General features: G+C 66.9%; 26 protein-coding genes. 7 read left to right on the forward strand and 19 right to left on the reverse strand.

From position 1 onward, the window contains the following. From flgJ to C1930_RS09925, 10 genes are all read right to left on the reverse strand, one after another. Complete coding sequence (gene flgJ / locus C1930_RS09880; protein WP_108771609.1) at window positions 1-1,197, reverse strand: flagellar assembly peptidoglycan hydrolase FlgJ; 1,197 nt, start codon at window positions 1,195-1,197, stop codon at window positions 1-3. Window position 1,198: 1 nt separating this feature from the next. After that, complete coding sequence (locus C1930_RS09885; RefSeq protein ID WP_108761962.1) at window positions 1,199-2,335, reverse strand: flagellar basal body P-ring protein FlgI; 1,137 nt, start codon at window positions 2,333-2,335, stop codon at window positions 1,199-1,201. Between the two features lie 8 nt (window positions 2,336-2,343). Beyond that, a complete protein-coding gene (gene flgH, locus C1930_RS09890; RefSeq protein ID WP_108756141.1) occupies window positions 2,344-3,036 on the reverse strand; it encodes a flagellar basal body L-ring protein FlgH in 693 nt (230 codons plus the stop codon). Window positions 3,037-3,058: 22 nt separating this feature from the next. Continuing rightward, window positions 3,059-3,844 carry a flagellar basal-body rod protein FlgG gene (gene flgG, locus C1930_RS09895; protein ID WP_049461063.1) on the reverse strand — a complete coding sequence of 262 codons (786 nt, stop codon included), beginning with the start codon at window positions 3,842-3,844 and terminating at the stop codon, window positions 3,059-3,061. 103 nt (window positions 3,845-3,947) lie between these two features. Beyond that, window positions 3,948-4,697, reverse strand: a complete 750-nt coding sequence (locus C1930_RS09900) for a flagellar basal body rod protein FlgF (protein WP_108749578.1) — start codon at window positions 4,695-4,697, stop codon at window positions 3,948-3,950. Between the two features lie 32 nt (window positions 4,698-4,729). Next, complete coding sequence (gene flgE, locus C1930_RS09905; protein ID WP_108771610.1) at window positions 4,730-5,953, reverse strand: flagellar hook protein FlgE; 1,224 nt, start codon at window positions 5,951-5,953, stop codon at window positions 4,730-4,732. A 32-nt stretch (window positions 5,954-5,985) separates the two neighbouring features. Next, window positions 5,986-6,669 carry a flagellar hook capping FlgD N-terminal domain-containing protein gene (locus C1930_RS09910; RefSeq protein ID WP_108749580.1) on the reverse strand — a complete coding sequence of 228 codons (684 nt, stop codon included), beginning with the start codon at window positions 6,667-6,669 and terminating at the stop codon, window positions 5,986-5,988. Window positions 6,670-6,692: 23 nt separating this feature from the next. After that, window positions 6,693-7,100: a flagellar basal body rod protein FlgC gene (flgC, locus tag C1930_RS09915; protein WP_108749581.1), complete on the reverse strand. Its 408-nt coding sequence runs from the start codon at window positions 7,098-7,100 to the stop codon at window positions 6,693-6,695. A 3-nt stretch (window positions 7,101-7,103) separates the two neighbouring features. Next, window positions 7,104-7,499: a flagellar basal body rod protein FlgB gene (flgB, locus tag C1930_RS09920; protein ID WP_075075988.1), complete on the reverse strand. Its 396-nt coding sequence runs from the start codon at window positions 7,497-7,499 to the stop codon at window positions 7,104-7,106. A gap of 394 nt (window positions 7,500-7,893) precedes the next feature. Continuing rightward, window positions 7,894-8,838: a chemotaxis protein gene (locus C1930_RS09925; RefSeq protein ID WP_025879111.1), complete on the reverse strand. Its 945-nt coding sequence runs from the start codon at window positions 8,836-8,838 to the stop codon at window positions 7,894-7,896. Window positions 8,839-9,126: 288 nt separating this feature from the next. Here C1930_RS09925 and flgA point away from each other — a divergent pair, with 288 nt between their 5' ends. The 4 genes from flgA (at window position 9,127) to C1930_RS09945 (ending at window position 11,800) form a co-directional block, all read left to right on the forward strand. Next, window positions 9,127-9,774 carry a flagellar basal body P-ring formation chaperone FlgA gene (flgA, locus tag C1930_RS09930; RefSeq protein ID WP_199912421.1) on the forward strand — a complete coding sequence of 216 codons (648 nt, stop codon included), beginning with the start codon at window positions 9,127-9,129 and terminating at the stop codon, window positions 9,772-9,774. Between the two features lie 75 nt (window positions 9,775-9,849). After that, on the forward strand, window positions 9,850-10,155 hold the full coding sequence (flgM, locus tag C1930_RS09935; RefSeq protein ID WP_108756144.1) for a flagellar biosynthesis anti-sigma factor FlgM: 306 nt from the start codon (window positions 9,850-9,852) through the stop codon (window positions 10,153-10,155). After that, window positions 10,152-10,490, forward strand: a complete 339-nt coding sequence (locus C1930_RS09940) for a flagellar protein FlgN (protein ID WP_108749585.1) — start codon at window positions 10,152-10,154, stop codon at window positions 10,488-10,490. The genes flgM and C1930_RS09940 overlap by 4 nt, the downstream gene beginning before the upstream one ends. 92 nt (window positions 10,491-10,582) lie before the next feature. Beyond that, complete coding sequence (locus C1930_RS09945) at window positions 10,583-11,800, forward strand: ATP-binding protein (protein ID WP_108749586.1); 1,218 nt, start codon at window positions 10,583-10,585, stop codon at window positions 11,798-11,800. Window positions 11,801-11,880: 80 nt separating this feature from the next. Here the strand turns inward: C1930_RS09945 and C1930_RS09950 are convergent, their stop codons facing one another. Together C1930_RS09950 and C1930_RS09955 are read right to left on the reverse strand one after the other, a co-directional pair. Beyond that, on the reverse strand, window positions 11,881-13,656 hold the full coding sequence (locus C1930_RS09950; protein WP_108749587.1) for an EAL domain-containing protein: 1,776 nt from the start codon (window positions 13,654-13,656) through the stop codon (window positions 11,881-11,883). Window positions 13,657-13,659: 3 nt separating this feature from the next. Further along, window positions 13,660-15,762 (reverse strand): PAS domain-containing sensor histidine kinase, encoded by a 2,103-nt coding sequence (locus tag C1930_RS09955; RefSeq protein WP_108753057.1) that lies wholly within the window; start codon window positions 15,760-15,762, stop codon window positions 13,660-13,662. Between the two features lie 133 nt (window positions 15,763-15,895). On the opposite strand from C1930_RS09955, the gene C1930_RS09960 reads away from it, so the two are divergent. Continuing rightward, window positions 15,896-18,634, forward strand: coding sequence for an EAL domain-containing protein (locus tag C1930_RS09960; protein ID WP_108771611.1), 2,739 nt, complete (start codon window positions 15,896-15,898; stop codon window positions 18,632-18,634). Window positions 18,635-18,789: 155 nt separating this feature from the next. Here C1930_RS09960 and C1930_RS09965 read toward each other — a convergent pair whose 3' ends face one another. From C1930_RS09965 to C1930_RS09995, 7 genes are all read right to left on the reverse strand, one after another. After that, the gene (locus C1930_RS09965; protein ID WP_108771612.1) at window positions 18,790-19,296 is read right to left on the reverse strand and encodes a hypothetical protein; all 507 of its coding nucleotides are present in this window, start codon (window positions 19,294-19,296) and stop codon (window positions 18,790-18,792) included. A 67-nt stretch (window positions 19,297-19,363) separates the two neighbouring features. Beyond that, window positions 19,364-19,576 carry a hypothetical protein gene (locus tag C1930_RS09970; protein WP_108756150.1) on the reverse strand — a complete coding sequence of 71 codons (213 nt, stop codon included), beginning with the start codon at window positions 19,574-19,576 and terminating at the stop codon, window positions 19,364-19,366. 98 nt (window positions 19,577-19,674) lie between these two features. Continuing rightward, window positions 19,675-20,865: a methyl-accepting chemotaxis protein gene (locus C1930_RS09975; protein ID WP_108749595.1), complete on the reverse strand. Its 1,191-nt coding sequence runs from the start codon at window positions 20,863-20,865 to the stop codon at window positions 19,675-19,677. A 181-nt stretch (window positions 20,866-21,046) separates the two neighbouring features. Further along, window positions 21,047-21,661 carry a high frequency lysogenization protein HflD gene (gene hflD, locus C1930_RS09980; protein WP_108753063.1) on the reverse strand — a complete coding sequence of 205 codons (615 nt, stop codon included), beginning with the start codon at window positions 21,659-21,661 and terminating at the stop codon, window positions 21,047-21,049. Next, window positions 21,658-22,800, reverse strand: a complete 1,143-nt coding sequence (mnmA, locus tag C1930_RS09985; protein WP_108756151.1) for a tRNA 2-thiouridine(34) synthase MnmA — start codon at window positions 22,798-22,800, stop codon at window positions 21,658-21,660. The genes hflD and mnmA overlap by 4 nt, the downstream gene beginning before the upstream one ends. Next, entirely contained in the window at window positions 22,797-23,240 is a 444-nt protein-coding gene (locus C1930_RS09990; protein WP_108757717.1) for an NUDIX hydrolase, read from the reverse strand. The genes mnmA and C1930_RS09990 overlap by 4 nt, the downstream gene beginning before the upstream one ends. 19 nt (window positions 23,241-23,259) lie before the next feature. Then, window positions 23,260-23,754: a hypothetical protein gene (locus C1930_RS09995; protein ID WP_108771613.1), complete on the reverse strand. Its 495-nt coding sequence runs from the start codon at window positions 23,752-23,754 to the stop codon at window positions 23,260-23,262. A 111-nt stretch (window positions 23,755-23,865) separates the two neighbouring features. On the opposite strand from C1930_RS09995, the gene clpS reads away from it, so the two are divergent. Continuing rightward, window positions 23,866-24,192, forward strand: coding sequence for an ATP-dependent Clp protease adapter ClpS (gene clpS, locus C1930_RS10000; RefSeq protein ID WP_108749599.1), 327 nt, complete (start codon window positions 23,866-23,868; stop codon window positions 24,190-24,192). A gap of 375 nt (window positions 24,193-24,567) precedes the next feature. After that, entirely contained in the window at window positions 24,568-26,850 is a 2,283-nt protein-coding gene (clpA, locus tag C1930_RS10005; RefSeq protein ID WP_108771614.1) for an ATP-dependent Clp protease ATP-binding subunit ClpA, read from the forward strand. Window positions 26,851-26,857 lie beyond the last annotated feature (7 nt).

The raw sequence follows: 26,857 nt of genomic DNA on the forward strand, positions 1-26,857 counted from the left end.
TCAACGGCGGGTGATACCCAGCGCCGCGGTTGCGGTGCTGGCGAAGGTCTGGCCAAGGCGGGCGCCGGCATCGGTCACCGCGGCAACCGCGCGTTCGATGGTCTGGCCACCGGCAATGGCGGCGATCTTGGCGGCGTAGCTCGGGTCGGTTGCGTAGCCGGCACGCTGCAGGCCACGGGCGAAGCCCTGCACATCGGTGCCGGCCTGCAGGGCCTGCTGGTAGCGCGGGCTGGTCTTCAGCAGGCGCACGTAATCGGCGAAGCTTTCCGCCGGTGAGCTGTAGGCGCGGAAGCTGGCGGTTTCGTTACGGCGCACGCCATCCACGTATTCGTGGGTGCCGGCCACCGCGCTCTGGCCTTTCCAGCCGGTGGCCTTGATGCCGAACAGATTGTGCGAGGTGCTGCCGTCGGCATGCTTGATCTGGCGCTTGCCCCAGCCGGTTTCCAGCGCGGCCTGGGCCACCAGGGCGCGGGCATCCACGCCCAGTTCCTTGGCCGCGTTCTGTGCATGCGGCCAGATGCTGGCCACGAAGCCTTCCGGCGTGTGTGCGCCCAGCTGGGCCACCGCGGTACGGCTGGCAAGTGCGTCGGCGGCGGTGCCGGTACTGCCACGGTTGCTGGCTGTGGGCGCCCACTGGTCGCTGGCGGCGGCCCAATCGGCACCACCAATGTTGCTGGCGTACGGATCCTCGGTGCCCAGCGCACGGTGCGCGCTGCTGCTTTCGCGGCCGGCAATCAGGTCCAGCGCCTGTTCCATCGGTGCCACCGACGCTTGCGCGCCGTCCTGCACGCCTGCGGACATCTGCTGCAGGATGCGCAGTGCGTTGCTGGCGTCTTCCAGCGGCAGCGACGGCGCCTGCGCCGGCGCGTTCAACTGGTAAGCACGGCTGGCCTTGGCCGGGTCCACGCGGGTGTCCAGCGCCGGGGCATCGCCCTGGTTGCCAGACAACTGGCGGGCGATGGTTTCGTGCAGGCCCAGGCCCTTGCCGCGGGTCAGGGTCTCGGCAATCTTCTGGTCGTACATGTCCCGGAAGACCTTGTTTTCACCCGGGAACAGCGAATCGCCGAAGCTGGCATCGCGCATGCTCTTCACCAGCATCTGCGCGAACTGGCCTTCCAGCTGGCGTGCGACCTTGTCGATCTTGGCCGGATCGTTCTGCTGCGTCGGGTGCAGCTCAAGGGCGGGGGTGATACGCATGTCAGATCACCTCAAGCTCGGCGCTCAGCGCACCGGCCTGTTTCAGGGCTTCCAGGATCGCGATCAGGTCGCCCGGCGCGGCACCGACCGCATTCACCGCGTGCACGATCTCGTCCAGGCTGGTGCCACCGCTGAACTTGAACATGCGGCTGCCATCGTTGGTGGCGGTAATGGTCGATTGCGGGGTCACTACGGTCTGGCCACCGGCCAACGCGTTGGGCTGGCTGACGTTGGCGTTTTCCTGGATGGTGACGGTGAGCGAGCCATGCGAGATCGCCGCCGGGCCCACGCGCACCTGCTGGCCGATCACCACGGTGCCGGTGCGCGAATTGACCACCACCTTGGCCGGCGCGCTGCCCGGGGTCAGTTCCAGGTTTTCAATGCGGGCCAGCAGACCGATGCGGGCACCGGGGTCGGTGGGCGCACGCACGGCCACGGTCACGCCATCCACCGCACGCGCGGCGCCCTCACCGAAGGCATTGTTCAGCGCACCGACCATGCGCGAGACGGTGGTGAAATCGTTGTTGTGCAGGTTCAGGGTGATCTCGCCATTGGCGCCGAACACATCGGGCAGGGCACGTTCAACGGTGGCGCCGCCGGGAATGCGGCCCACGCTGGGCACGTTCACCGACACGCGCGAACCATCCTTGCCCTGCGCACCGAAGCCGCCCACGATCAGGTTGCCCTGGGCGATGGCATAGATCTGGCCGTCGGCACCGCGCAGCGGTGCCATCAGCAGCGAGCCGCCGCGCAGCGATACGGCGTTGCCGATGGAAGACACGGTGATGTCGATCGGCTGGCCGGGCTTGGCGAACGGCGGCAGCTCGGCGTGGATGGCCACGGCGGCGACGTTCTTCAACTGCGGGTTCACGTTGGCCGGCACGTTCACGCCCAGCTCGCCCAGCAGGTTCTTCAGGCTCTGCACGGTGAACGGCGCCTGGCTGGTGCGGTCGCCGCTGCCATCCAGACCCACCACCAGGCCATAGCCAACCAGCGCGTTGCCGCGCACGCCGCCCACCTGGGCCAGGTCCTTGATGCGCTCGGCACTGGCGGGGGCCGCCACGGCCAGCAGCAGGAAGAATGCTCCGTAGAGCGACGCCATGCGTCGCTGCCAGGAAGAAGATGAGAAGAGTTTCATGACAGTACTCAGAACGGCGCCAGCGCCGAATTGAAGAAGCGGCTCAGCCAGCCCATGGCGTTGGACTGCGCCACGGCACCACGGCCGCCGTAGACGATGCGGGCCTCGGCCACGCGGCTGGAAGGCACCGTGTTGTCCTGGTTGATGTCGCCGGGGCGCACGATGCCCTGCACCTGCACTAGTTCGTCGCCCTGGTTCAGGCGCAGGTTCTTCTGCCCCTGCACCACCAGGTTGCCGTTGGGCAGGCGTTGCACCACCGTGACGGTCACGCTGCCTTGCAGGCGGTTGCTCTGCGCGCTGTTGCCCTTGCCGGTGAACTCGCGCTCGCCATTGGCGCTGGCGCTCAGGATGTCCTTGCCGCCCAGGGTGACCGGTGCGCCGAACAGCGAAGGCGAGCCGATGGTCAGGCCCGATTCCTTGCTGGTGGCGGTGTTGGCACTGGTCTGCGCGGTGGTGTTTTCCAGCAGGGTAATGGTCAGCAGATCACCCACATCGCGGGCGCGGCGGTCGGCATACAGGTTCAGCGTCGGGCCGGCGGCATAGATGGCGCCGGCGGTGGGCGCGGCCTGCATCGGCACGATCGGCTGCACCGGGGCCATGGCGGGGTAGGGGCGCACGTCGCCGGCAATCACGCAGCCGCCCAGCAGGGCGGTTACGGCGCAGCACAGCGCGGTGCGGGCGAGGGTAGAGAAGGGCGACATGGCGGTATCCCGGTGGTTGCGGTCAGACGTTCTGGTTCAGGTAGCCGAGCATGGCGTCGGTGGTGGAAATGGCCTTGGCGTTCATTTCGTAGGCGCGCTGGGTTTCGATCATCGACACCAGCTCTTCCACCACGTTCACGTTGCTGCCTTCCAGCGCACCCTGCACCACGGTGCCCAGACCGTTCAGGCCGGGGTTGCCGTTCTGTGCGGGGCCCGATGCCGTGGTTTCCAGGAACAGGTTTTCGCCGCGGGCCTGCAGGCCGGCCGGGTTCACGAAATCGGTCAGGGTCAGCGCGCCCACTTCCACCGATGCAGCGTCGTCGGCCATCTTCACGCTGATGGTCCCGTCGCTGCCGATGGTGACCGACTGCGCGCCTTCGGGAATCTGGATGCCCGGCTGCACCGGGTATCCAGTGTTGGTCACCAGCTCGCTGTCCTGGTTGATCTTGAACGAGCCATCACGGGTGTACGCGGAACTACCGTCGGGCAGCTGCACTTCGAAGAAGCCACGGCCGTTGACCATCACGTCCAGCGCGCGGCCGGTCTGCTGCTGGCTGCCCTGTTCGAAGTTCTTCGAGGTAGCCACCACGCGCACGCCGGTACCCAGCTGCAGGCCGGTCGGCAGCTGCGTCTGTGCCGAACTGGCGCCGCCGGGCTGGCGCACCTGTTGGTACAGCAGGTCTTCGAAGCTGGCGCGGTCCTGCTTGAAACCGGTGGTGTTGGTATTGGCGAGGTTGTTGGAAACCACCGACATGCGCGTCTGCTGCGCATCCAGTCCGGTTTTTGCGATCCACAATGCCTGGTTCATCTTCGGAATCCTGTCTGGCTGAAGCGGGCCGCGCGGTGCGGCCGTTGGTGAAGGGTGTGCAAGCGGTGTGCCAACGCCGGCCCATGCCGGCGCCGGAATTCCGTCAGCCGCCCAGGCGCAGCAGGCTGTTGGCGCTGCGCGCGTTGTCGTCGCCGTGCTTGATCACCTGCACCTGCATTTCGTACTGGCGCTGCAGCTGGATCATCTGCACCAAGGCACCGGCGGCATCCACGTTGCTGCCCTCCAGCTGGCCGCTGTGCACGGTGGCGCCCTGCGCCTGGGCGAAGGGCTGTTGCGGGTCGGTGTTGCGGAACAGGCCATCCAGGCCACGCTCCAGCCGTTCGTCCGGCGCCTGCACGATCTTGATGCGGCCGATCATTGCCATGGTCTGCGGGCCTTCGCCCTGCGGAATGATCGAGATCGTGCCGTCGTTGCCCACTTCCATCGCCTGGTAGGGCGGAATGGCGATGGGATTGTTGTTGTCATCCAGCACCGCACGGCCGCTGGACGTCACCAGCTGGCCGTTGGGGGTGACCGACAGCGCGGCACCCCGGGTATAGGCTTCGCTGCCATCGGTGGCCTGCACAGCCAGCCAGGTGCCGGTCTGCAACGACAGGTCCAGCGGCTTGCCGGTGATGTGCTGCGCGCCGGCGCTGCGGTTGAAGCCGGCGTCGACGTGCAGCGCATCCACCCGCGAGGCGTAGCCCTGCCCACGGATCGGGAAGGCTTCGGTGTTGGCCAGCGCTTCCTTGAAGCCGGGGGTGTCCGAGTTGGCGAGGTTGTGGCTGAGCGTACCCTGCGCCTGCAGGGAGGCGCGGGCACCGGTCATCGCCACGTAAAGGGCTTTATCCATGCGGGGAGTTCCGTGACAGGGTCAGCAGGTCATCAACGGATGTTGATGACGGTCTGGGTGATCTGGTCCTGCGTGGTGATCATCTGCGCGTTGGCCTGGAAGTTGCGCTGCGCCACGATCATGTTCACCAGCTGCTCGGTCAGGTCCACGGTGGACGATTCCAGCGCGCCGGCCTGGATCTTGCCCATGTTCGAGGTGTCCGGAGGGCTGGTGCGCGGGGTGCCCGAATCAAAGGTCTCCACCCACAGGTTGTTGCCCTTCTGCTCCAGGCCCTGGGTATTGTTGAAGGTGGTCAGTGCCACCTGGCCCAGTGCCTTGTCATCGCCATTGGAATAGCGGGCGAACACCACGCCGGTTTCCGACACGGTGACCTCGTTGAGCTTGCCGGCCGCGTAGCCATCCTGCTGGGTGTTGCGCAGGGCGAACTTCTCGCCGTACTGGGTCGAACCGGACACGTCCAGCGTCATGTTCAGCGCGCCAGCGCCGGTCGGCGGGGTGAAGGTGCCCAGGCTGATCTGGCCATTGGTGGGCGACGTCAACTTGCCGGCGTTGTCGAAGGTCAGGTCGGTCGGCGTCCCTGCCGCCACGCCATCGACGTAGTTGTGCACGCGCCACTGGTTCACACCGGCCAGCTTTTCGAAGTAGGACACCTGGGTGTGGCTGACGCCCAGCGAGTCATACACGGTAATGCCGCCGCTGGAATGGTTGTAGCTGTTGGAGTCGGTGGGGTCGAACGGGTTCACCGTCGGCACTTTGGCGTTGGCCGGCAGGGTGAAGCCCACCTTTACTTCGCTGGTCTGCTTGGGCGGGCTGTCGGTGGTCAGCAGCTGCAGATCCACCAGGCGGCCGGCATCGAAGTTGGTGCCATCGGCGTTCGGCGCGAACACCTGCAGGCGCGCGCCCTGCGGGTTGACGACATAGCCGGCCGGATCGGTCTGGAAGTTGCCGGCGCGCGAATAGACCCGCGCACCATTCATGTTCATGGTGAAGAAGCCTTCGCCGGAAATCGCCATGTCCAGGCCGCGACCGGTCTGTTCGTTGTTGCCCTGGATGAACTGCTGGGCGACATTGGAGACGCGCACGCCCGAACCCACCTGGTTCTTGGCCAGGCCATAGCTGGTGGCCGAGAATAGATCGGCGAACTCGGCGCGCGATTCCTTGAAGCCGGTGGTGTTGGCGTTGGCGACGTTGTTGGCGGTGACGCTCAGGTCGGAGTTGGCGGCATTGATGCCGGACAGCGAAATGTTGAAGCCCATGGGATGCTCCTGGTAGATGCGGGGTGTGCGGCTCAGCTGACGCGGAGCACGTAGTCGATCGGGGCCGTGCCCAGGCCCTTGAGGTTCAGGTACAGGCCGTCAGAGCCGACGGTCACGCTTTCAACCGGCGCCTGCACATAGGTGGACAGCTTGGTGCTGGTGCCGGCGGTGTCGACGTGGTTGGCGACGATGGAATACTTGCCCGGCGCCATGCGGTTGCCGTTGGCATCCTTGCCGTCCCACTGGAATGCGACTTCACCGGCGGCCTTGGCTTCCACGCTGATCGAGGTCACCTTGGCGCCGTTGGCGTCGGTCACGTCGACAGTGACGATGCCAGCGGCAGGTGCAGCGACGGTGCCGCTCACATCACCTTCCTCTTCCAGCACCAGCTTCTCGGAAGGCACCAGCACTTCGTGGCCAACCAGCGCGGCGCCACGCAGCACCTGGTCGCTGGCCATGGACGCCTGGAAGCCCTGCACGGTGGTGTTCAGATCGGTGATGCCCTGCACAGTGGACATCTGCGCCATCTGCGCGACCATCTGCGTGTTGTCCATCGGCTTCAGCGGGTCCTGGTGCTGCAGCTGTTCGGTCATCAGGCGCAGGAAATCGGCCTGGTCCAGGGTGTTCTTTTTCTTGGTGTTGGTGCTGTTGGGGGCGTTCAGGCCAAGGGCGGCGTAGACGTCCTGGTTGGTCTGGTTGTTGACGGCGGTGGTCATGGCGGTATCCGGTACAGCGGGCCTCAGCGGCCCATGGTCAGGGTGGCCAGGGCCAGTTCCTTGGCGGTGGTCAGCATTTCCACGCCGGCCTGGTAATTGCGCGAGGTCGAGATCAGGTTGACCATCTGCGCCACCGGGTCCACGTCGGGCTGGTAGATGTAGCCTTCGGCGTCGGCCAGCGGGTGGCCAGGCTCGTAGCGCTTGATCGGCGCTGCTTCGCTCTGGCTGATTTCCTTCACCTTCACCGAGGTGACATTCGGATCGGTCTTGCTGGTGACGGCCTGGAAGATCGGCTCCAGCGGCTTGTACACCGCGTCGGCCGAGCCGGCGATGCTGTCTGCGTTGGACAGGTTGGAGGCGATGGTGCTCATGCGCACCGACTGCGCCTGCAGCGCGGAACCGGCGATATCGAAGATCGGCAGATTGCTCATGGCTTATTGCCCCGTGATCGCGGTCAGCATGGAACGCACCTTGCTTTCGACGAAGCTGAGCGAGGCGCGGTATTCCAGGGCAGCACGGCCATAGGCGGCGCGCTCTGCATCGGGGTCGACGGTGTTGCCGTCCAGGCTGGGCTGCACCCCTTCACGGGCCACCTGGAACGGGTTCAGGCCACTACTGATTTCGTAGTGCTGCTCGTTGGTGGTGGTCATCAGACCGTTGGCATCCAGGCCCTGGGCGTGGCGCAGGGCGGCATCGAAGTCCAGGTCCTGGGCCTTGTAGCCGGGGGTGTCGGCGTTGCCGAGGTTGCTGGCGATCAGCTTCATGCGCTGTTCGCGCAACGGCATGGCCTGGGCGTGGACGCCCAGGTAATCGGTAATCAGGTTGCGCACGATGCACTCCCACAGGAACGTTGCCCGGGAAGCTGCAAGCGGTGTGCCAAAAGCGCGCTGGGGTCAGAGCCCCTGCGGGGATCCGATCCCAACAGGGCAGGGGAAGCGCGACGGGGTCAGATCCCCGCAGGGGCTCTGACCCCATTGGGACAGGGGAGGCGTGAAGGGGTCAGAGCCCCTGCGGGGATCCGACCCCGCGTGGCGGCCTTACGCCGCCATGGCCACCTTGCGCAGGCGGTCCAGCACGAAGTCCGCCAGTTCGTGCGGCGAATACTTGGCCACGAAGGCATTGGCGTGAAGGGGTCAGATCCCCGCAGGGGCTCTGACCCCATTGGGACAGGGGAGGCGTGAAGGGGTCAGAGCCCCTGCGGGGATCCGACCCCGCGTGGCGGCCTTACGCCGCCATGGCCACCTTGCGCAGGCGGTCCAGCACGAAGTCCGCCAGTTCGTGCGGCGAATACTTGGCCACGAAGGCATTGGCGCCCACGCGTTCGACCATCGCATTGTTGAATACGCCCGACAGGGAGGTGTGCAGCAGCACATACAGCCCGGACAGCCCGGCGTGGCGCCGGATTTCTGTCGTCAGCGTATAGCCGTCCATGGCCGGCATTTCGATATCGGAAATGACCATGGCGTAGCGTTCGGCCGGGTTTTCGCCCGAAGCGTGGATCTGCAGCAGGTGGTCCAGCGCCTGCTTGCCGTCGGACAGCAGGGTGGCGCCTACGCCCAACTGGTCCAGCACGCTGCGGATCTGCTGGCGGGCCACCCGCGAGTCGTCCACCACCAGCACCTGCAGCTGCGGCGCGTCGGCAGGCATGGCCATGGCCGGGTCCAGCACGGCTTCACCGCGCACCTGGGCAATGTCGGCCAGCACGCTTTCCACGTCGATCACCTGGATCAGCTCGCCCTGGAAGCGGGTCACCGCGGTCAGGTAGCTCGATTCGGCGCCCAGCTCCGGCGGTGGGTGGATGTCCTCCACCGCGATGTTCACGATGCGTTCCACCCCGCTCACCAGGAAGCCCTGGATGGAGCGGTTGAACTCGGTCACCACCAGGTAGCCCGGCGCGGTGTCCGCATCCGGTTCACGCTCGGGGTGGCCGATGGCCAGGCCCAGGTCCAGTACCGGCACCGAGCGGCCGCGCACGTCGGCCACGCCGGCGAACTGGCCGGGCAGGCCGGGCACCTGGAACAGCTCGGGCCGGCGCAGCACTTCCTGCACCTTGAAGACATTGACGCCAAAAAGCTGACGTCCGCCGAGACGGAACAGCAGCAGCGCCAGGCGATTGTGGCCGGCCAGTCGGGTCCGCTGGTCGATCCGGTTGAGCAGGTCATGGGACATGGCTGCTGTATCGGCGTGGTGCCCGCCGAACTTGAGGGTCATGTGATGCCGACACCCCGCGGTCGTAGCGTCGAGCTTGCTCGACTTCCGCCTCTTGTAGAGTCGAGCCATGCTCGACTGATGTGCCGTGCAGTCGAGCACGGCTCGACTCTACAGAAGGACGTCGAGCAAGCTCGACGCTACAAAAGCCGGACGTCGAGCACGCTCGACGCTGCAGAGGTGGGCTGGCACAGCGCTTGCATCCTTCCGGGCCAGGTCCCAGCGAACCCAGGAGGCGCCATGTGCCGGATGACATTACTAGTAGCCGCCGCGCTCGCGATGGCCGCGCCGTGGGCGCAGGCCGCGCAGTGGCAGCCGGTGGCCAGCATTCGTGCCGCAGCGCTGTCCACCCTGGCGGCCGGCAGCGAAGGCGAGGCCATCGTGGCCGATGCGCTGCGCCTGCCGCAGTGTGGCAAGCCGCTGGCGGTGCAGCCCACCGCCAACACCACTGTCGAGGTCAGTTGCCCCGATGCGGGCGGCTGGCGCCTGTTCGTGCCGGTGAAGGTACGGCACAACCAGACCGTGCTGGTGCTGACCCGTGGCATCGCCACTGGAGAAACCATCAGCGCGGCCGATATCAGCACTGCCCAGCGTGACGCCGCCCGTATTGCCGGCGCCGTGCTGGCCGACCCGGCCGCGGCGGTGGGGCGCATTGCGCGCCGTCCGCTGGCGGCCGGCAGCCTGTTGTCGGGCAATGATCTTCTGGCACAGCGTCTCATCAAGCGCGGAGACAATGTGGCCTTGGTCGCCCGCACCGGCGCCGTGGAAGTACGTATTGCCGGCCGCGCCCTGGGCGATGCCGGGCACAACGACCGCGTTTCGGTCGAAAACCTGTCCACCCGCCGCATCGTGCAGGGCGTGGTGGATGCGGCCGGTGACGTAATCGTGGCGCGTTGAAAAAGTTTGGAAAATCCCTAAAGATCACGGCCCAGCGGCCGTTATCCCTTGTGTACGGCAACTCCAGGACACCCCATGAGCCAGAAAATCGACGGCAATCTGCAGATCCCGCAGGCCCTGCGCGGCGTGACGACCCCGGCCATCAAGCCCGGCGTCAGCAGCGATTCGGCTGCCCGCCCGGTGGAAGCAGCTGACAGCCTGCGCCTGACCGGCGAAGCCACCAACCTGCAGGCCATCGAACGCGACCTGAGCACCGCCCCGGCGATCGACGCCCAGCGCGTGGCCGCAGTGCGCGAATCGCTGCAGAACGGCACCTACAAGATCAATCCGGACGCGATTGCTTCGCGCATGCTCGAGCTGGACCAGCAGCTGCAGGGATGAGCGCGGCCATGAGCGAGCCGCTGCAGCGCCTTGCCGAGGCCCTGGACGTTGAACGCCAGGCCTTGGTCGAGCACGACGTGCATGCGTTGATCCGCGCCACCGGGGCCAAGCTGGAAGCGCTGCGTGCGCTGGAAGGCACGCCGCCGGTCGGGCAGGGCGAACAGCTGCAGGAACTGGCCGAGCGCAACCGCGCCAACGGCGTGCTGCTGTCGCGCCGCCGCCGCGAGGTCAACTGGGCGCTGCGCCAGCTCGGCCGCACCGAAGACGCCTCGGCTTACGACGCCAAGGGCCAGTCGCACACCGTCACTGCGCGTCGGCCGCTGGCCGTCGCCTGATTCCCCGGCGGCCACTGGCCGCCACCGGGCGGGCTGTGACCCGCAGCCGGAGCGCGTATATTGGGCGCCTGTTCGCAAGCCCCCGAGTCGACGTGTCCGCCGCCAACGCCCTGGTTACCGCCCCCCTTCCTTCCCAGCCCGTGCTGCAGGCCCTGTTGGAACGCCTGCGCGAAGGGCTGTTGCTGTTCACCGCAGACGGGCAGGTGGCATTGGCCAATCCGGCCGCCCAGCACCTGCTGGGCAACGCCGACAGTGCGGCCGCACCGGCCCAGCGCCTGCGCGAACTGCTGCCGCCTGATGCCCTTGAACAGGCCCGGCAGCAGGGTGCCTGGAGTGGCAGCCTGCCGCTGGGCGAGGGCGTGGTCATCGCCCATCTGTACCACCATGGCGAGGGCGGCCAGAGCCACTACCTGGCGCTGTTCCAGCGCATTGAAGGGCAGGAAGACTACGAACGCGAGCTGCAGCAGCGCCATGCCGAACTGCGCCAGGCGTACCTGCGTCTGAACGGCACCCAGGAAAAGCTGCTGCAGTCGGAAAAGATGGCTTCCATCGGCCAGCTGGCCGCTGGTGTGGCGCACGAGATCAACAATCCCATCGGTTACGTGCACTCCAACCTGGGCAGCCTGCAGGAATACCTGCGCAGTCTGTTCACGGTGATCGAAGCCTACGAACGCGCCCTGCGTGCGCCCGATCCGAAGGCGCTGATTCCGGAAATCGACGATATCCGTGACCGCCTGGACATCGATTTCATCAGCCGGGATCTGCCGCAGCTGATGGCCGAATCACGCGAAGGCATCGAGCGGGTGACCCGCATCGTGCGCGACCTGAAGGACTTTTCGTACTCCGGCCGCGACGAGTCGTGGAAGCTGGTGGACCTGCATGCCGGCCTTGAATCGACCATCAACATCATCTGGAACGAGCTCAAGTACAAGGTCACCCTGGAACGCCAGTTCGGCCAGTTGCCGCTGGTGGAATGCCTGCCGTCGGAACTGAACCAGGTGTACATGAACCTGCTGCTCAACGCAGGCCATGCCATTGCCGAGCGCGGCACCATCACCGTGCGCACCGGCGTGGATGGCGAGACCGTGTGGGTGGAGTTTGAAGACACCGGCGGAGGCATCTCGCCGGAACTGCGCCAGCGCATCTTCGATCCGTTCTTCACCACCAAGCCGGTGGGCAGTGGCACCGGGCTGGGCCTGTCGATTTCCTACAGCATCATCAACAAGCACCACGGCCGCATCGATCTGGACAGCACCCCGGGCGTGGGCTCGCGCTTCCGCGTGGTGCTGCCGATCAAGCAGCCGCGCTGACCTTCGACCGCCCTTCGCCGGGCATGGCCCGGCGCTACCCACGTGTTCCGGTAGCGCCGGGCCGTGCCCGGCGGCCGTAATCAACGCAACGGCGAACGATCCTCGCCACCTTCCAGCGGCTCGGCCAGCGCCGGGCCTGCATTGCTGCGGCGCTGCTCTTCGTACGTGCGGAACGCCTGGTGGATGTGCTTGCGCAGCTCATCATCGTTCCACGGCTTGGTCAGGAAGCGATAGATCGCACCGCGGTTGATCGCATCGGTCACCGTGTTCAGATCGGTGTAGCCGGACAGCACCAGCCGGATCGTGTCCGGGTACAGCATCTTCACTCGGCCCAGGAATTCGGTGCCGCTCATGTCGCTCATGCGCTGGTCGGACAGGATCACCTGCACGTCGTTGATCGCCAGCAGATCGAAGGCGTCGCGCACGTTGCCGGCGGCCAGGATGCGGTAGCCATCGCGGCGGAACAGGCGCACCAGCGAACGCAGCACGTTTTCCTCGTCATCCAGCAGCAGCAGGGTGCGGTCGGGGCGCGTTTCGGCGAAGGCTTCCGGGCGCAGGTAGCGGCGGCGCAGGGTCATGCCGGCGGCATCGGCCGACATCGGCTCGCCGAACAGATAGCCCTGGAACACATCGCAGTCGTTGCGGCGCAGGAAGCCCAGCTGGGCCTGTGATTCCACGCCGTTGGCAATGACCGTCATGCCCAGCTGGTGGCCCATGGCGATGATCGCGCGGGCAATGGCCGCCTCGCGGTTACCGGCCGGGGCGCTCTTGATGAAGCTGCGGTCGATCTTCAGCTTGTCCACCGGGTAGCGAACCAGCGCGCTCAGGCTGGAATCGCCGGTGCCGAAGTTGTCCAGGCTCAGGCTGATGCCTTCATTGCGCAGGTTGGCCAAGGTTTCGTGCACGAAATTGACGTTGTTGGTCAGCGCGCTTTCGTTGATCTCCAGTGTCAGCATGTGCGCCGGCACGCCGGCGGCCTGCATCAACGACATCACCTCGGCGAAGAAGTTCGGGCGCAGCAGCTGCAGGGTGGACACGTTCACCGCAATGGTGAAATCGTCAAAGCCCTGGTCGCGCCACAGGCGCGCCTGCTTGAGTGCGCCTTCCAGCACCCAGGTGCCGATCTGCACGATGATGCCCAGCCGCTCGGCGGTGCGCATGAAGCGTTCCGGTACCAGCATGCCCAGGGTGGGCGACTGCCAGCGCAACAGCGCTTCCATGCCCACCACGTGGCCATCGCGTGCGCTCACCAGCGGCTGGTAGCGCAGCTTCAGTTCGCCATTGGGAATGGCATCGACGATCTGCCGGGCAATGATGCTTTCACTGTGCGCGCTGGGCGGGGTGTCCACTGCGTGGATGCGCACCGCGTTGCCGCCTTCGCGGGCCGCCTGGTAGAGCGCATCCTCAGCGTGGTCCAGCAGCCGCGACGCACTGCTGGCATGTTCCGGGCACAGGCTCACGCCCAGCTTGCCGGTCATGAACAGGGTGTACGGCAGCACGGAGAGCGGCAGCTCCATCTGCTGGCGGATCTCTTCGGCAAAGTCTTCTGGCAACGGCAGGTCGGCGGTGCGCGGTACGGCAATCAGGAACTCATCGCTGCCGTGCCGCCACAGCTTGCCACGCCCGCGCAGGTACGACTGCAGCCGCTGGGCCACCAGCACCAGCGCCTGATCGCCCACTTCGGCGCTCATGTTCTCGTTCACCGAAGCGAAGTGGTCGATGTCCACGTGCATCAGCATCAGCGGGGTGCCGCCAGAGGCCGCCTCGGCCACCATGGCCTGCAGTTCGGGGTTGCCGGCGCCCAGCCGGTCGGGGGCGTCGTCAATGCTGACCGGGGGCAGGTTGGGGTTCCACATGGTTCAGTGTTCCGGAGACTCGACGGCCGCCGTCATGGCGGCCTGGTAAGGAAGGTGGACGTCGACCAGGGTGCCGGCGCCGTGCGCCGAAGCGATATGCACGTGGCCGCCCACGCTCTGCGCGCGCTCGCGCATCACGATCAGGCCCAGGCCGCGCGGACCATCGGGGTCGAAGCCCTCGCCATCATCGCGGATCTGCAGGTGCAGTCCGCGCTGGCCCAGGTCGCGCAGCTGCAGCTGCACCTGGCTGGCGCGCGCGTGGCGCAGGGCATTGGTCAGGCTTTCCTGCGCAATGCGGAAGCAGGCCTGTTCGATGCTGTTGTCCGGGCGGGTGGGCAGGGCGTCGATGTCGGCCAGCAGCTCCACCGGCGACGAGCGGAACAGCACCCGCGCCTGCCAGCTCAGCGCGGCTTCCAGGCCCAGCGCATCCAGCTGTGGCGGGCGCAGCAGGGTGGAGATGTCGCGCAGCTTGGCCACGGTGGTGTCGGCCAGGCTGACGATCTGCGCAAGGTCCTCGCCGCGGCGGGCGGGGTCCTGTTCGTCCTGCGCGGCATAGGCCGACAGCTTCATGGCGGTGATCGCCTGGCCGATGTCATCGTGCAGGTCGCGCGAGATCGCCCGGCGCTCGTCTTCCTGCAGCGAGAACAGGCGCCCGGCCATGGCCTGCAGTTCGCGGTTGCTGTTTTCCAGCGCGCTGCGGGTGCGTTCGGCTTCACTCAGGTCACGCACGATCAGCAGCTTGCAGTCGCGGCCACCGTAGCGCACCTCACCCACCGCCAGGCCGGCATGGAAGTGGCGGCCGTCGGCGCGCTGCATGACCGCCACGCTGCTGTGGCCCGGGCTGTGCTGCGGCTGGCCGGCCCGCAACTGGGCGCGCACCCGCTGCAGATCGGCGCCGTTCACCAGCGCCGACAGCGGCTCGCCCAGCAGGGCATGGCTGCCATAGCCGAACAGCGCCGCGGCCCACGCATTGGCATACAGCACATGTTCTTCGGACAGGATCACCACGCCGTCGGGCAGCACCCGCACCAGCTCGCGGAACTGTTCTTCGCGCTCACGCAGCAGGCGCCGCGACTGCTCGCGCTCGGTCACGTCCTGCAGCGTACCCAGCACGCGTTCGCGGCCGGCTTCGTCGCGGCCACTGGTCGCGCGCAGGTGCACCATCAGGGCGCGCCCATCCATGGCCAGCAGCGGCAGCAGCACGTCCACCTGGACCGGTTCGCCAGCGCACAGGTCGGCCAACAGCTGCTCGGTCTGCGCGGCAGTGGCCGGGTCGGCCGGCACCAGCAGTTCGTCAAAGCGGTGCCAGCGCCGGGCCTCGGGCGGGCGCCGCCCCAGCAGATGGTAGACCTGGTTGGAATAGCGGCCCAGGCCGCTGGCGGGGTCCAGTTCCCAGGCACCGATGCGCGCCAGCTCGTGGGCCTCCTCCACCCGCGCCAGCGCCTGGTCACGGCGCAGCTGCGCCAGGTCTTCAGCGGTGCGATCAATGGCGATCAGCAGGCGGGCGTTGTGGCCGTCATAGTCGATGGCATTGGACCGCAGCTCCATCTGCCGCAGGCTGCCATCACGCAGCTGCAGCTGCGCGCGCAGGATGCACAGCTGCTCGGGCGCTTCGCGGATCGCCTCCAGCTTGGTCTGCAGCGCCTGGTCCTGGCCGGGCGGCCACAGGATCTCGATGGTGCGGGCCAGCAGTTCCTCGCGCTCCCAGCCGAAGGCCAGGCATGCCGCGGGATTGGCATCGAGGATGGCCAGGCTGTCCAGGTCGTACACCAGGATCGGCCCGGGGTTGCCCTCGAACATCTGCCGCAGGCGGGTCTCGGACATCTGCAGCCGCGCATGGGTGGCCAGCACGTGCTCGGCCAGGGGTCGCAGCAGCAGGTAGAGCAGGCCCGCGCTGGCGAAGACGAAGAACGCGCCCTTCACGCTCTGCCAGAAGGCGGCCTGCTGCGGATCGAGCACGAACCCGTTCACCGCGCCGTCGGAGGCAATGATCCAGGCCAGGGCCATCATCAGATAGCTCAGCACCACCCGGCGGCGGTCGCGCCGCAACGACTGCGCCATCCGCAGGGCGGAATCTGGGTCGGTGCCGGTTGGGTCTGCGGGCATGGACAGGGGCAGTAAGGAGGGGCGCCAGCCATCTTACCGCGCGGGTGTGCGATGGCCACTCAATTATCCCTGCGGCGGGCCGTTAAGGACTGCATGCCCCGCTGTCGGGCGCGTCTTTCCGGAGCTAGATCGCGTGGACCAAGGGATCATCGCCAGCCTGCTGCAGCATCCGCTCGCGTCGGCACTGGTCATCGTCGACCGCAGTGGCCGCCCGCTGGCGGCCAATCCGGCCGCGCGCGAACATGGGCTGCCGGCCACCTTGGCGGCCTATGCCCCCATGCTGGAAGACCTGCGCCTGCTGGCGGCCGACGGCGGCATCGTGCCGTGCTCGCTGCCCGGCGGGCCGCAGGGGCACTACGACGGCCACCTGCGCGCCGTGCACGATGGCAGCGGCAACCTGCTGGCCTTCACCCTCAGCGTGCCTGAACCGGTACCACTGACCGGCGGCGGGCGCTGGGCACTGGCCCTGGAAAGTGCTGGCCACAGCCTGTGGGACTGGGATATTCCCACCGACCGCGTGCTGCGCACGCCCGCCCTTGGCGACGAAAGCGCTACCGAGATGCTGGGCCGGGTCCACCCGGACGATATCGCCGATGTGCGCGCGGTGCTGGACGAGCACCTGCGCGGGCACAGCGAGCAGTACAGCGCGCAGTTCCGCTTCCGCCAGGGCGATGGCCATTGGCGCTGGGTGCTGGATCGCGGCCGGGTGGTGGCGCGTACCGCCGACGGCCAGCCGCTGCGCATGGTCGGCACCCATACCGATATCGAACAGCAGAAGCAGCTGGAAGCACTGCTGCAGGAACAGCAGCTGCACCTGAGCGAGGCCCAGCGCATCGCCAGCATGGGCAGCTGGTCGTTCGATCCGCAGAACCACCGGTTCTGGTGGTCGCCGGAGCTGCGCTCGCTGCTGGCGCTGGAGCAGGGCAGCGTGCCCGGCCAGCGGCGCTGGCTGAAGCAACTGCATCCGCGCTCGCGCGGTGCGCTGCGCGCTGCATGGCGTCGCCTGTGGCGCGACGGCCGGGCGGCCAACCTGGACCTGGAACTGACCCGTGGCAGCGAGCCCTCGCAGCACCTGCGCCTGTGGATGCAGCCGCTGCTGGACATGGAAGGGCAGCCCAAGCGCCTGCTCGGCCAGGTGCAGAACATCACCGAACAACACCAGACCGACGCGCTGATCCGCTGGCGCACCGAGCTGCTCAATCGCGTGTCGGCGCTGGGGCGTATTGGCGGCTGCGAAATCGAAGTGTCCACGCGGCACATGCAGTGGACCGAGGAGTGCTACCGCATCCACGGCCTGCGCAAGGAACCGATCACGCTGGACCAAGCGCTGGCGCTCTACACCGAGGACTCGCGCAACGCGTTCGAGGCCGCGCTGGGCCGTATCTCCAATGGCGGGCTGCCCGAGCAGCTGGACCTGTGCTTCTACCGCCAATCCGGCCTGCGCGTGTGGGTGCAGGTGCTGATCGAGCTGGATCGCCGCGACGGCCTGCCGGCCCGCTACGTGGTCCTGTTCCGTGACATCACCCGCGAACGCGAGGCCAGCGAGCGCATCGAACTGCTGGCCCACTACGACCTGCTGACCGGCCTGCCCAACCGGGTGCTGCTGGGCGAGCAGACCGCCGAAGCCATCGAAGAGGCGCGCGACCGTGGCACCTCGCTGGCCATGCTGTTCATCGATCTGGACGGCTTCAAGAACATCAACGACAGCTTCGGCCACGCCACCGGCGATGCGCTGCTGAAGGCCGCTGCCACCCGCCTGCACCAGAACCTGCGCAACAACGATCTGTTCGGCCGCTTCAGTGGTGACGAATTCATCGTGGTGCTGCGCGACCTGGCCGAGCCGGAGGATGCCGGCCATGTGGCACGCAAGCTGATTGGCTCGCTGGCCGAGCCGCTGCGCCGTGGTGACACCACCCTGAAGGTCGGTGCCAGCGTCGGCATCGCCATGCTGGGTGAATCACAGACCGATTTCGATTCGCTGCTGCGCGCCGCCGATGCGGCCATGTACGCGGCCAAGGAAGCCGGGCGCAACACCTATCAGTACTACAGCCAGGACGCGCTGGCCCGCATCCAGCGCCGCCTGGAGATCGAACACGGCCTGCACGGCGCGATCGAGCGCGAAGAGTTCAGCCTGGCCTACCAGCCGCTGCTGCACGCACACAACGGCGAACCGCCGGCAATAGAAGCGCTGCTGCGCTGGCACCGCCCCGGCATCGGCTACTGCAGCCCGGCCGAGTTCATTCCCATCGCGGAAAAGTGCGGCGAAATCGTCCGCATCGGCGATTGGGTGCTGAACGAGGCCTGCCGCCAGGCCGCGGCGTGGGACCGTGCGGGTCTGTGCTTCGAACGCGTGGCGGTGAATGTATCGGCCGTGCAGTTGCGCGACCGCGGCTTTGCCGAGCGCGTGATCGAGATCTGCCACGCCCACGGCTGGCCGCCGCAGCGGCTGGAACTGGAACTGACCGAGTCGGCGCTGATCCGTGACACCGACATCCTGCGCCACTGCTTCGACGTGCTGGAACGGCATGGCGTACCGCTGGCGGTGGATGATTTTGGCACCGGCTTTTCCAATCTGAACTATCTCAATCGCTTCCCGGTGGGACGGCTGAAGATCGACCGCAGCTTCGTGCAGGGCATGCTGCACGACTCGGGTACGGCCGAAGTGACCCAGGCCATCGTGCACCTGGGCCACGCGCTGGGCATGAAGGTGGTGGCCGAAGGCGTGGAAACGCACCAGGAAGAAGACATGCTGCGCCGCCAGGGCTGCGACGAGATCCAGGGCTACCTGTACTCACGCCCGCTCAGCCCGCGCGATCTGGCCCAATGGCTGCGCCAGCAGCACGCCGGCAGCGAAGTCGCCCTGGCCCGCTGACGCCGGCCCACACCGCATTGGTAGGTGCCAACCTTGGTTGGCACGCACGCGTGCGCAATCCCCCATCCACGCATGGCGTGGATCTACGGTAGGTGCCAACCTTGGTTGGCACACAAGCATGCGCTCGCGGAAATCCATCCACGCATGGCGTGGATCTACCGGGGTGGGTCGTTGCGCACCCGTGCGCGCACCGCCTCCACTACATTGGCATAGCGCCGGCGCTGGATGCGGTAACCGATATAGAACAACAGCGGCACCGCCAATATCGGCCACGCCGCCGGGCGCAGCAGCACGATCGGCACCAGCAGTACGGTCAAGATCGTCGCAAACCAGCTGCAGCGGCCGAGCACGCGCACTTCGCGGCGCCGCGTGTCCACCACGATCTGGCCGTGCAGCAAGGGAAAGTAGCGGCCGCCGAATCCCGGCGCGAAGCTTTCACGGAATGCAACGCTGCCATCGGGCAGGGCGCGGAATGACAGGCGTGCCCATCGTTCGGTCGGAAGATCGTATTCCAGGCCGCCCAGCGAAAGTCGTTTCAGATCGTCAGGTGAAGCGGCAATGCGCTGGTTGAACAGCATGATGCCAGTGCGGAAGAACAGCGGCGCCCACGCGAAGAGAAGCAGCAATTCGATCAGCATCAATGCGATCAGGGCGATGGCCATCGGTCTTCCATGAACGGGACTGGGGCATCATGCCATGGGTACGAGCCCATCCACGCATGGCGTGGATCTACAGCGCGTCGCCGCCCAGGCCGAGATCCCAGGCCAGGCTCATCAGGGCGTCGGTCTGGGCCGGCGGGGCGGGGCGGGCATCGGCCAGGCGCTGCAGCTCCTGGATCTCCTCGCGCGCCACGTCCTCCAGCTGCTGCAACTGCTCGCGCACACTGGGGTTGCGCGGGCGTTGGCTGGCATCGATGGGGGGCAGGGCGCGGATCAGGGTCATGCTGCGCGGGTCGGGGTGGTCCAGAGCTAGCGTACAGGCAAAGGCCCCGGAACAACCGGGGCCTTCGGCGCTGCCGGAAAAGGCAGCGGACATCAGGGTCAGAACAGCTCGACCGTACCGGCGCCCATGTTCTGCTGGGCAACCGGCTTGTGCGGCGGACGTTCCCATTCGCTGCGCAGGTCGCGCAGGCGGTTGCCGGTGCGCTGCAGGGCGGTGGCGATCTCTTCGTCGAACACGCCGCCATTGCGGTGCAGCAGCTCCTGCAGGGCCACGGCCTCACGGTTGATCGCGGTCAGGCGATCCAGGTGGGTGTGCACGCCGCCCAGGGCCTGGGTGGCGATGTCTTCGAACTGCAGGGCGCGCACGGCCTCGGCCACGCTGCCGTCGATCGAACGGGCGCATTCGGAGACTTCGCGCATGCCATCGCCCAGCGACGCGTTGATCTGCGCCACGTTGTCGAGCATGGTTGCCGCTTCCTGGCGCGCTTCGCGGGACCGGTCCATATCGCGCGAGGCCATGTGCGAGACGGTCTCGCGCACCTTGGCAATGGCGTCCTTGGAACTGTGCGCCAGCTTGCGGATCTGTTCGTTGAAGGTGGTCGAGCGCTCGGACAGATTGCGCACTTCGTCGGCCACCACCGCGAAACCACGACCGGCTTCGCCGGCACGGGCTGCTTCGATGGCCGCGTTCAGCGCCAGCAGGTTGGTCTGGTCGGCAATCGACTTGACGTCTTCCAGCAGGGCGAAGATGCCGTCCAGGTGCTGCGCCATCTGGTCGATGTGCTGCACGGTGGTGCTGCTCTGGCCGCTCACCTGTTCCAGCGCTTCCACCAGCTGTTCCATGCGGTTGCTGGCGTGCTGGGCGAAGCGGGCCACGTCGAGGCCGGCACTGCCTTCATCGCCAGCGCGGTCGACGATGCGCGACAGGGCCTGGCTCTGCTGGCGGGACTTGCGGTTCATGGCATCGAAGCTGCCACCCAGGCTGGACACGGCCTGGCGGATCAGGTCACGGGCGCGTTCGACTTCGCCACGCGAACCGTCGATCTCGTTGCCGACGAAGCTGCGCAGTTCGGTCAGCAGCTGGTCCTGCTCACGCAGGACACGGGCATGTTCCGGGGAACGATGGGCCTGGGCACGGGTGGTCCACCACGCGAAGCCGAGCCAGCTCAGCGTCATCGTGGTCAGGATCGCCCAGCGCAGGGCGGCCGGCCATTCGAAACCGATGGCGAAAGGGAGCAGCAGGGTCAGAGCCAGGGGGGCGGCCAGACGGATGAAAATGCGTGAGTACATGGACGTTCTCGGGAGGTGCACGGAGGATGTATCGGCCGTACCCCCTTTCTCTTTAACGTCGATGTGCTTTCTGAATGCGCCGGATTTCTGGCGCCTTCCGGTGTCCTGGGGTCAGAGCCCTTTTCCGGGGAAAAGGGATCTGACCCCGGGGCAGACGACCCCGGGCTCTGACCCCCGGCCCTCAGGCCAGCAGGCGGTCCACCGCTTCGATCATGGCCTTGCGCCCGATCAGGAAGTCCCAGTAGCTGCCGCCCACCTGCCGCCACAGCACCGCGGCGCGCACGGCGGCCAGCAGCAGGGCGCGGATCTCGGCCACCACCCCGGCCTGGGCCAGGTAATGCGGGTTGCCCTGCACCATCACCCGCGGCTTCAGGTGGCTGATGGTGTCGGCGTACAGGCCGCCCAGGTTGGCCAGCACGTCCGGGTGGCCGCTGTCGCCCAGCTCGGCGGCCTGCTGCTGGGCACGCTCGATGCCCGAGGCCACCTTGTTCACGGTGGCCCCGTCCTGCACGAAGCGGCGCTCCAGCTGAAGCACCGACAGGGCCAGTTTGGGCAGCACCGGGTCCTGGCCTTGGTTGCGGAAGTAGTTGTGCAGCAGGCGCAGGCCACTCTTCAGCGCATGGCGGTCACCAAAGACGTCCTGCGGCGAGCCGGCATCGATGCGGAACACACTGTCCACCGCGGTACGCACGGCAGAGGCATCGGAATGGCCGGTATCGGCGATACGGCGGACCTGCTGCAGGGCCTGGGCAATGCCGGCCAGGGCCAGTACGCGGTCGTCGACAGTGAAACTCATGCAGCAATTACCTCGAAAGGAGAAGGGGTGGTGCGCAGGCGCTGTTCCAGCGGCGCATCGGTGGCGGCGATCACCGCACCGCCCAGGCAGACCTCACCGTCATACAGCACCAGCGACTGGCCGGGGGTGACGGCGCGCTGCGGCCGGGCGAAGGTGACCAGCACGCTGCCATCGTCCAGCACCGATACCACGCACGGTTCATCGGGCTGGCGGTAGCGGGTCTGTGCCGTGCATTCGAAGCGCCGGGCCGGCGGCGCGCCGGCAATCCAGTGCGCGGTTTCCGAGCGCAGGCGGTTGGACAGCATCCACGGGCTTTCCCGGTCCTGGTCCACGTACAGCACGTTGCTGGACACATCCTTGCCCACCACGTACCAGGGCGCGGCCGGGCGACCGCGCACGCCGCCGATGTTCAGGCCCTCACGCTGGCCCAGGGTGAAATAGAACACGCCGGGGTGCTCGGCAATCACGCTGCCATCGGCCGGGTCCAGGATCTGGCCCGGGCGCGCGGGCAGGTAGCGGCCCAGGAACTCGCGGAAATCGCGCTCGCCAATGAAGCAGATGCCGGTGGAATCCTTCTTGGCATGGGTGGGCAGGGCGACGTCGCGGGCGATGCGGCGCAGATCGCTCTTTTCCAGGTCACCAATCGGGAACAGGGTCGCGGCCAGCTGCGCCTGCCCCAGCTGGTGCAGGAAGTAGCTCTGGTCCTTGCTGCGGTCGGCACCGCGCAGCAGCAGCCATTGCTGGCCGCGCTGGGCCACGCGGGCGTAGTGGCCGGTGGCGATGCGTTCGGCGCCCAGCTCGCGGGCGGCGTCCAGGAAGTGCTTGAACTTCACCTCGCGGTTGCACAGCACGTCCGGGTTGGGGGTGCGGCCGGCCGCGTACTCGGCGAGGAAGTGCTCGAACACGCCCTGCCAGTACTCGCTGGAAAAATCGCGGAAGTGAAACGGAATGCCCAGCAGCCCGCAGACTGCCACGGCGTCGCGGCGGTCGTCCTCGGCGCGGCAATCGCCGCTGCCATCGTCGGCCCAGTTCTGCATGAACAGACCGGCCACGGCCTCGCCCTGCTGCACCAGGCGCCAGGCGGCCACCGATGAATCCACGCCGCCAGACACCCCCACCATCACCCGTGGGCTGCTCATGCGACCTCCTGCACCAGGTGCAGCGGGTGGCGCTGGCCGGCCAGGTAGTCGGCCAGCACGCGCCAGACCAGCGGGCTGCGCAGGCGCTCGCCGGCGGCCTGCAGCTCATCGGGGGTCATCCACAGCGCGCGGTCTATGCCGGTATCCAGCGGTTGCGCCGGGTCATGGCTGAGCGGGCGGGCGGCATAGCAGAACCGCAGGAACACGGTGCCGTCGCCGGCGGTCCACTGGTAGCAGCCGATGAAATCGGTCAGCGCCACGGTCCAGCCGGTTTCTTCCCGGGTTTCACGCAGCGCCGCCTGGGCCAGGCTCTCGCCCGGCTCCAAGTGGCCCGCCGGCTGGTTCAGCACGGCGCGGCCCTCGATGGTTTCTTCCACCAGCAGCACGCGGCCGCCATCGACCACCACGGTGGCGACGGTGGCGTGGGGTGCCCAGCGCATGTCCTGCGGGGTATTCAATTCAGAGGTCGTCCTTCTTGGTCAGTTCCAGTTCCATCGCATCGGCGGTACGGATCGCCGCGTCGATGGCATCGCTCAGCTGTTCAGTGCTGGCATCGGCATCGATCTTGACCACGAACATCGCAGTCATGTCCTGCTTCACCCAGCCGCCCATCTTGGCGTCCTGCGAATCTTCCAGCAGACGGTTGGCCACCTCGGCCGGGAACTGCTTGCTCTTGCCGGTGTAGCCCGGCGACCAGATCTCGCGGATGTTGTGCGTGCCGAAATCTTCCACGGCCGAGCGCACGTACACGATCTGGGTCCGGTCGCCTTCCACGTCGAACACCATCTGGTAGTCGCCGTCTTCGTCAACTTCGTAGGTATAGCCCAACTTGTCCAGGTGGCGCCCGATGGCGGCATCGGCCTTGGCCGTGCTGTTGCCGGCGGCGTTGGCCGCGGCGGCCATGGCCGGGGTGGCCAGGGCGATCAGCAGGGCGGGCAGAAGGATCCTTTTCATGAAATTCCTGTGAAACACGTTGGGGAAGGCGGTAATTGTGACGGTGCCGGTGCGTGTCGTCCATTCTGCGGCAGCCCGACGCGGCTGGCCGCCAGCGCTTATAATAGGCGGATGCCCCGCGAGTCTTCCCCCGATTCCCACCACGAGCACGGCCTTGCCGTGGAGCCCGCGCGCCCGGAAGTGGCGCCGCCGCCGTTCTACCAGGTCATGCTGCTCAACGACGACTACACCCCGATGGATTTCGTGGTGGATGTACTGCAGCAGTTCTTCACCATGGACCTGGACAAGGCCACCCAGGTGATGCTGCACGTCCACACCCGCGGCCGCGGCGTCTGCGGGGTGTTCACTCGCGAAGTGGCCGAGACCAAGGTGGCCCAGGTCAACGAGTACTCGCGCATGAACCAGCACCCGCTGCTGTGCACGATGGAAAAGGCCTGAGCCGACTGCCCCGTAGAGTCGAGCTTGCTCGACTGCTCTGGCCAACAGCAGTCGAGCAAGCTCGACTCTACGACGGCCTTGGTCGCGCGCCCCAATGGCAGCCCCGTCGCAGCACCACGCCTTGGTCGCCCCTCCGCTGGCCGCTCCGCGTCACAGCCTGCGTGCTCTCCTTCAAAGCCATGGGGATGGTCCATTCACGTCACAATCGCCCGCGCCTCGGGTAGGGTGCGCTCAGGCCCCCGTGGGCTGCCCGTGGAGTGAATGATGATCAAGCGGTTCGCACTGCTAACGCCATCTGAACGCTGCAATCCGCTAGGGTGATGGAAATCGCGTAGTCAGGCCGCATATTGTCTCCAACTGCCGCCGGAGTAATCCATGTTCAGCAAAGACCTCGAACACACCATCGGCCAGTGCTACAAGCGCGCCCGTGAGGCCCGGCATGAGTTCATGACGGTCGAACACCTGCTGTTGGCACTGCTCGACAACCCCTCCGCCCAGGCGGTCCTGAAGGCCTGTGGCGCCGACGCCGAGCGCCTGCGCCAGGAGCTGGAACAGGCCATCGAGGCCTCGGTGTCCCGCCTGGCCGAAGATGATGGCCGCGATACCCAGCCCACCCTGGGCTTCCAGCGCGTGCTGCAGCGGGCCGTGTACCACGTGCAGTCCTCGGGCAAGAAGGAAGTGACCGGCGCCAACGTGCTGGTAGCGATCTTTGGCGAAAAGGACTCCCACGCGGTCTATTACCTCAACCAGCAGGATGTCACCCGGCTGGACGTGGTCAATTACCTGTCCCATGGCATCGCCAAGCTGGGCGAGGAGGGCGAACAGCCGTCCTCCCCGGAAAGCGAGGGCCGCATGGAGGGCGGGGAGGGCGAGCCCAAGGGCGACGCGCTGACCGAATTTGCCAGCAATCTGAACGACCAGGCCCGCGCCGGCCGCATCGACCCGCTGGTCGGCCGTGCCGACGAGATCGAGCGCACCATCCAGGTCCTGTGCCGCCGCCGCAAGAACAACCCGCTGTACGTGGGCGAGGCCGGCGTGGGCAAGACCGCGATCGCCGAGGGCCTGGCCCGCCGCATCGTGGAAGGCTCGGTGCCCGACGTGCTGACCGATGCCATCATCTACTCGCTCGACCTGGGCGCGCTGGTGGCCGGCACCAAGTACCGGGGCGACTTCGAAAAGCGCCTGAAGGGTGTACTGACGGCCCTGAAGAAGGTGCCCAACGCCGTGCTGTTCATCGACGAGATCCACACCATCATCGGTGCCGGTTCGGCCTCGGGCGGCACCATGGATGCCTCCAACCTGATCAAGCCGGCCCTGGCCTCGGGCGAGCTGCGCTGCATCGGCTCGACCACCTTCCAGGAATACCGCGGCATCTTCGAAAAGGACCGGGCGCTGGCCCGTCGCTTCCAGAAGATCGACATCGTCGAGCCGACCGTGGGTGAAACCTACGAGATCCTGCAGGGCCTGAAGGCCAAGTACGAGGCCCACCATGGGGTGACCTACTCGGACGAAGCGCTGCAGGCCGCCGTGGACCTGTCGGTCAAGCACATCGGCGACCGTCTGCTGCCGGACAAGGCCATCGACGTGATCGATGAGGCCGGTGCCCGCCAGCGGCTGATGCCCGAAGGCCAGCGCAAGGAGCTGATCGACGTCGAAGAGGTCGAATCGATCGTGGCCAAGATGGCGCGCATCCCGGCCAAGCAAGTCAGCGCCACCGACAAGGATGTGCTGCAGCACCTGGAGCGCAACCTGAAGATGGTGATCTTCGGCCAGGACCCGGCCATCGACACCCTGGCGTCGGCCATCAAGCTGGCCCGCTCGGGCCTGGGCAACCCGGAAAAGCCGATCGGCAACTTCCTGTTCGCCGGCCCCACCGGCGTGGGCAAGACCGAAGTGACCAAGCAGTTGGCCCTGCAGCTGGGCATCGAGCTGGTGCGCTTTGATATGTCCGAGTACATGGAGCCGCATTCGATCAGCCGCCTGATCGGTGCGCCCCCGGGCTACGTCGGCTTCGACCAGGGCGGGCTGCTGACCGAAAAGATCGTCAAGACGCCGCACTGCGTCCTGCTGCTGGACGAAATCGAGAAGGCGCACCCGGACATCTTCAACATCCTGTTGCAGGTGATGGACCGCGGCGTGCTGACCGACACCAACGGTCGCGAAGCCAACTTCAAGAACGTGGTGCTGGTGATGACCACCAATGCCGGTGCAGCCCAGGCCTCGCGGCGTTCGATCGGTTTCACCAAACAGGACCACGCCACCGACGCGATGGAAACCATCCGCCGCGCGTTCACCCCGGAATTCCGCAACCGCCTGGACGCAGTGGTGCAGTTCCAGGCGCTGGGCTTCGAGCACATCCTGCGCGTGGTGGACAAGTTCCTGATCGAGCTGGAAATGCGCCTGCAGGAAAAGCACGTCAGCCTGTCGGCCACCCCGACCGCGCGCGACTGGCTGGCCCACCATGGTTTCGATCCGCTGATGGGCGCACGGCCGATGGCCCGCGTCATCCAGGACAAGATCAAGCGTCCGCTGGCCGACGAGCTGCTGTTCGGCAAGCTGGTGAACGGTGGCAAGGTCAGCATCGACGTTCGCGACGACGAACTGGTGGTGGAAACCCAGGCAGAGCCCGAGCGGCTGCTGCCGGCCACGGTGGAATAAAACCAGC

It is taken from the genome of Stenotrophomonas sp. SAU14A_NAIMI4_8 (assembly GCF_003086695.1).
GTDB lineage: Bacteria > Pseudomonadota > Gammaproteobacteria > Xanthomonadales > Xanthomonadaceae > Stenotrophomonas.

Bases quoted from the DNA above. Each gene is read 5' to 3' on its own strand.
- C1930_RS09990 (WP_108757717.1), bottom strand. From the start codon at position 23,240: ATGCGCTGGGCACCCCACGCCACCGTCGCCACCGTGGTGGTCGATGGC.
- flgG (WP_049461063.1), bottom strand. From the start codon at position 3,844: ATGAACCAGGCATTGTGGATCGCAAAAACCGGACTGGATGCGCAGCAG.
- flgC (WP_108749581.1), bottom strand. From the start codon at position 7,100: ATGAGCAATCTGCCGATCTTCGATATCGCCGGTTCCGCGCTGCAGGCG.
- flgM (WP_108756144.1), top strand. From the start codon at position 9,850: ATGAGCCAGAAAATCGACGGCAATCTGCAGATCCCGCAGGCCCTGCGC.
- C1930_RS09925 (WP_025879111.1), bottom strand. From the start codon at position 8,838: ATGTCCCATGACCTGCTCAACCGGATCGACCAGCGGACCCGACTGGCC.
- flgE (WP_108771610.1), bottom strand. From the start codon at position 5,953: ATGGGCTTCAACATTTCGCTGTCCGGCATCAATGCCGCCAACTCCGAC.
- C1930_RS09910 (WP_108749580.1), bottom strand. From the start codon at position 6,669: ATGACCACCGCCGTCAACAACCAGACCAACCAGGACGTCTACGCCGCC.
- hflD (WP_108753063.1), bottom strand. From the start codon at position 21,661: ATGAGTTTCACTGTCGACGACCGCGTACTGGCCCTGGCCGGCATTGCC.
- clpS (WP_108749599.1), top strand. From the start codon at position 23,866: ATGCCCCGCGAGTCTTCCCCCGATTCCCACCACGAGCACGGCCTTGCC.
- C1930_RS09970 (WP_108756150.1), bottom strand. From the start codon at position 19,576: ATGACCCTGATCCGCGCCCTGCCCCCCATCGATGCCAGCCAACGCCCG.
- C1930_RS09900 (WP_108749578.1), bottom strand. From the start codon at position 4,697: ATGGATAAAGCCCTTTACGTGGCGATGACCGGTGCCCGCGCCTCCCTG.
- flgJ (WP_108771609.1), bottom strand. From the start codon at position 1,197: ATGCGTATCACCCCCGCCCTTGAGCTGCACCCGACGCAGCAGAACGAT.
- flgA (WP_199912421.1), top strand. From the start codon at position 9,127: ATGACATTACTAGTAGCCGCCGCGCTCGCGATGGCCGCGCCGTGGGCG.
- C1930_RS09885 (WP_108761962.1), bottom strand. From the start codon at position 2,335: ATGAAACTCTTCTCATCTTCTTCCTGGCAGCGACGCATGGCGTCGCTC.
- C1930_RS09965 (WP_108771612.1), bottom strand. From the start codon at position 19,296: ATGGCCATCGCCCTGATCGCATTGATGCTGATCGAATTGCTGCTTCTC.
- mnmA (WP_108756151.1), bottom strand. From the start codon at position 22,800: ATGAGCAGCCCACGGGTGATGGTGGGGGTGTCTGGCGGCGTGGATTCA.
- C1930_RS09955 (WP_108753057.1), bottom strand. From the start codon at position 15,762: ATGCCCGCAGACCCAACCGGCACCGACCCAGATTCCGCCCTGCGGATG.
- C1930_RS09950 (WP_108749587.1), bottom strand. From the start codon at position 13,656: ATGTGGAACCCCAACCTGCCCCCGGTCAGCATTGACGACGCCCCCGAC.
- C1930_RS09940 (WP_108749585.1), top strand. From the start codon at position 10,152: ATGAGCGCGGCCATGAGCGAGCCGCTGCAGCGCCTTGCCGAGGCCCTG.
- flgH (WP_108756141.1), bottom strand. From the start codon at position 3,036: ATGTCGCCCTTCTCTACCCTCGCCCGCACCGCGCTGTGCTGCGCCGTA.
- clpA (WP_108771614.1), top strand. From the start codon at position 24,568: ATGTTCAGCAAAGACCTCGAACACACCATCGGCCAGTGCTACAAGCGC.
- C1930_RS09975 (WP_108749595.1), bottom strand. From the start codon at position 20,865: ATGTACTCACGCATTTTCATCCGTCTGGCCGCCCCCCTGGCTCTGACC.
- C1930_RS09995 (WP_108771613.1), bottom strand. From the start codon at position 23,754: ATGAAAAGGATCCTTCTGCCCGCCCTGCTGATCGCCCTGGCCACCCCG.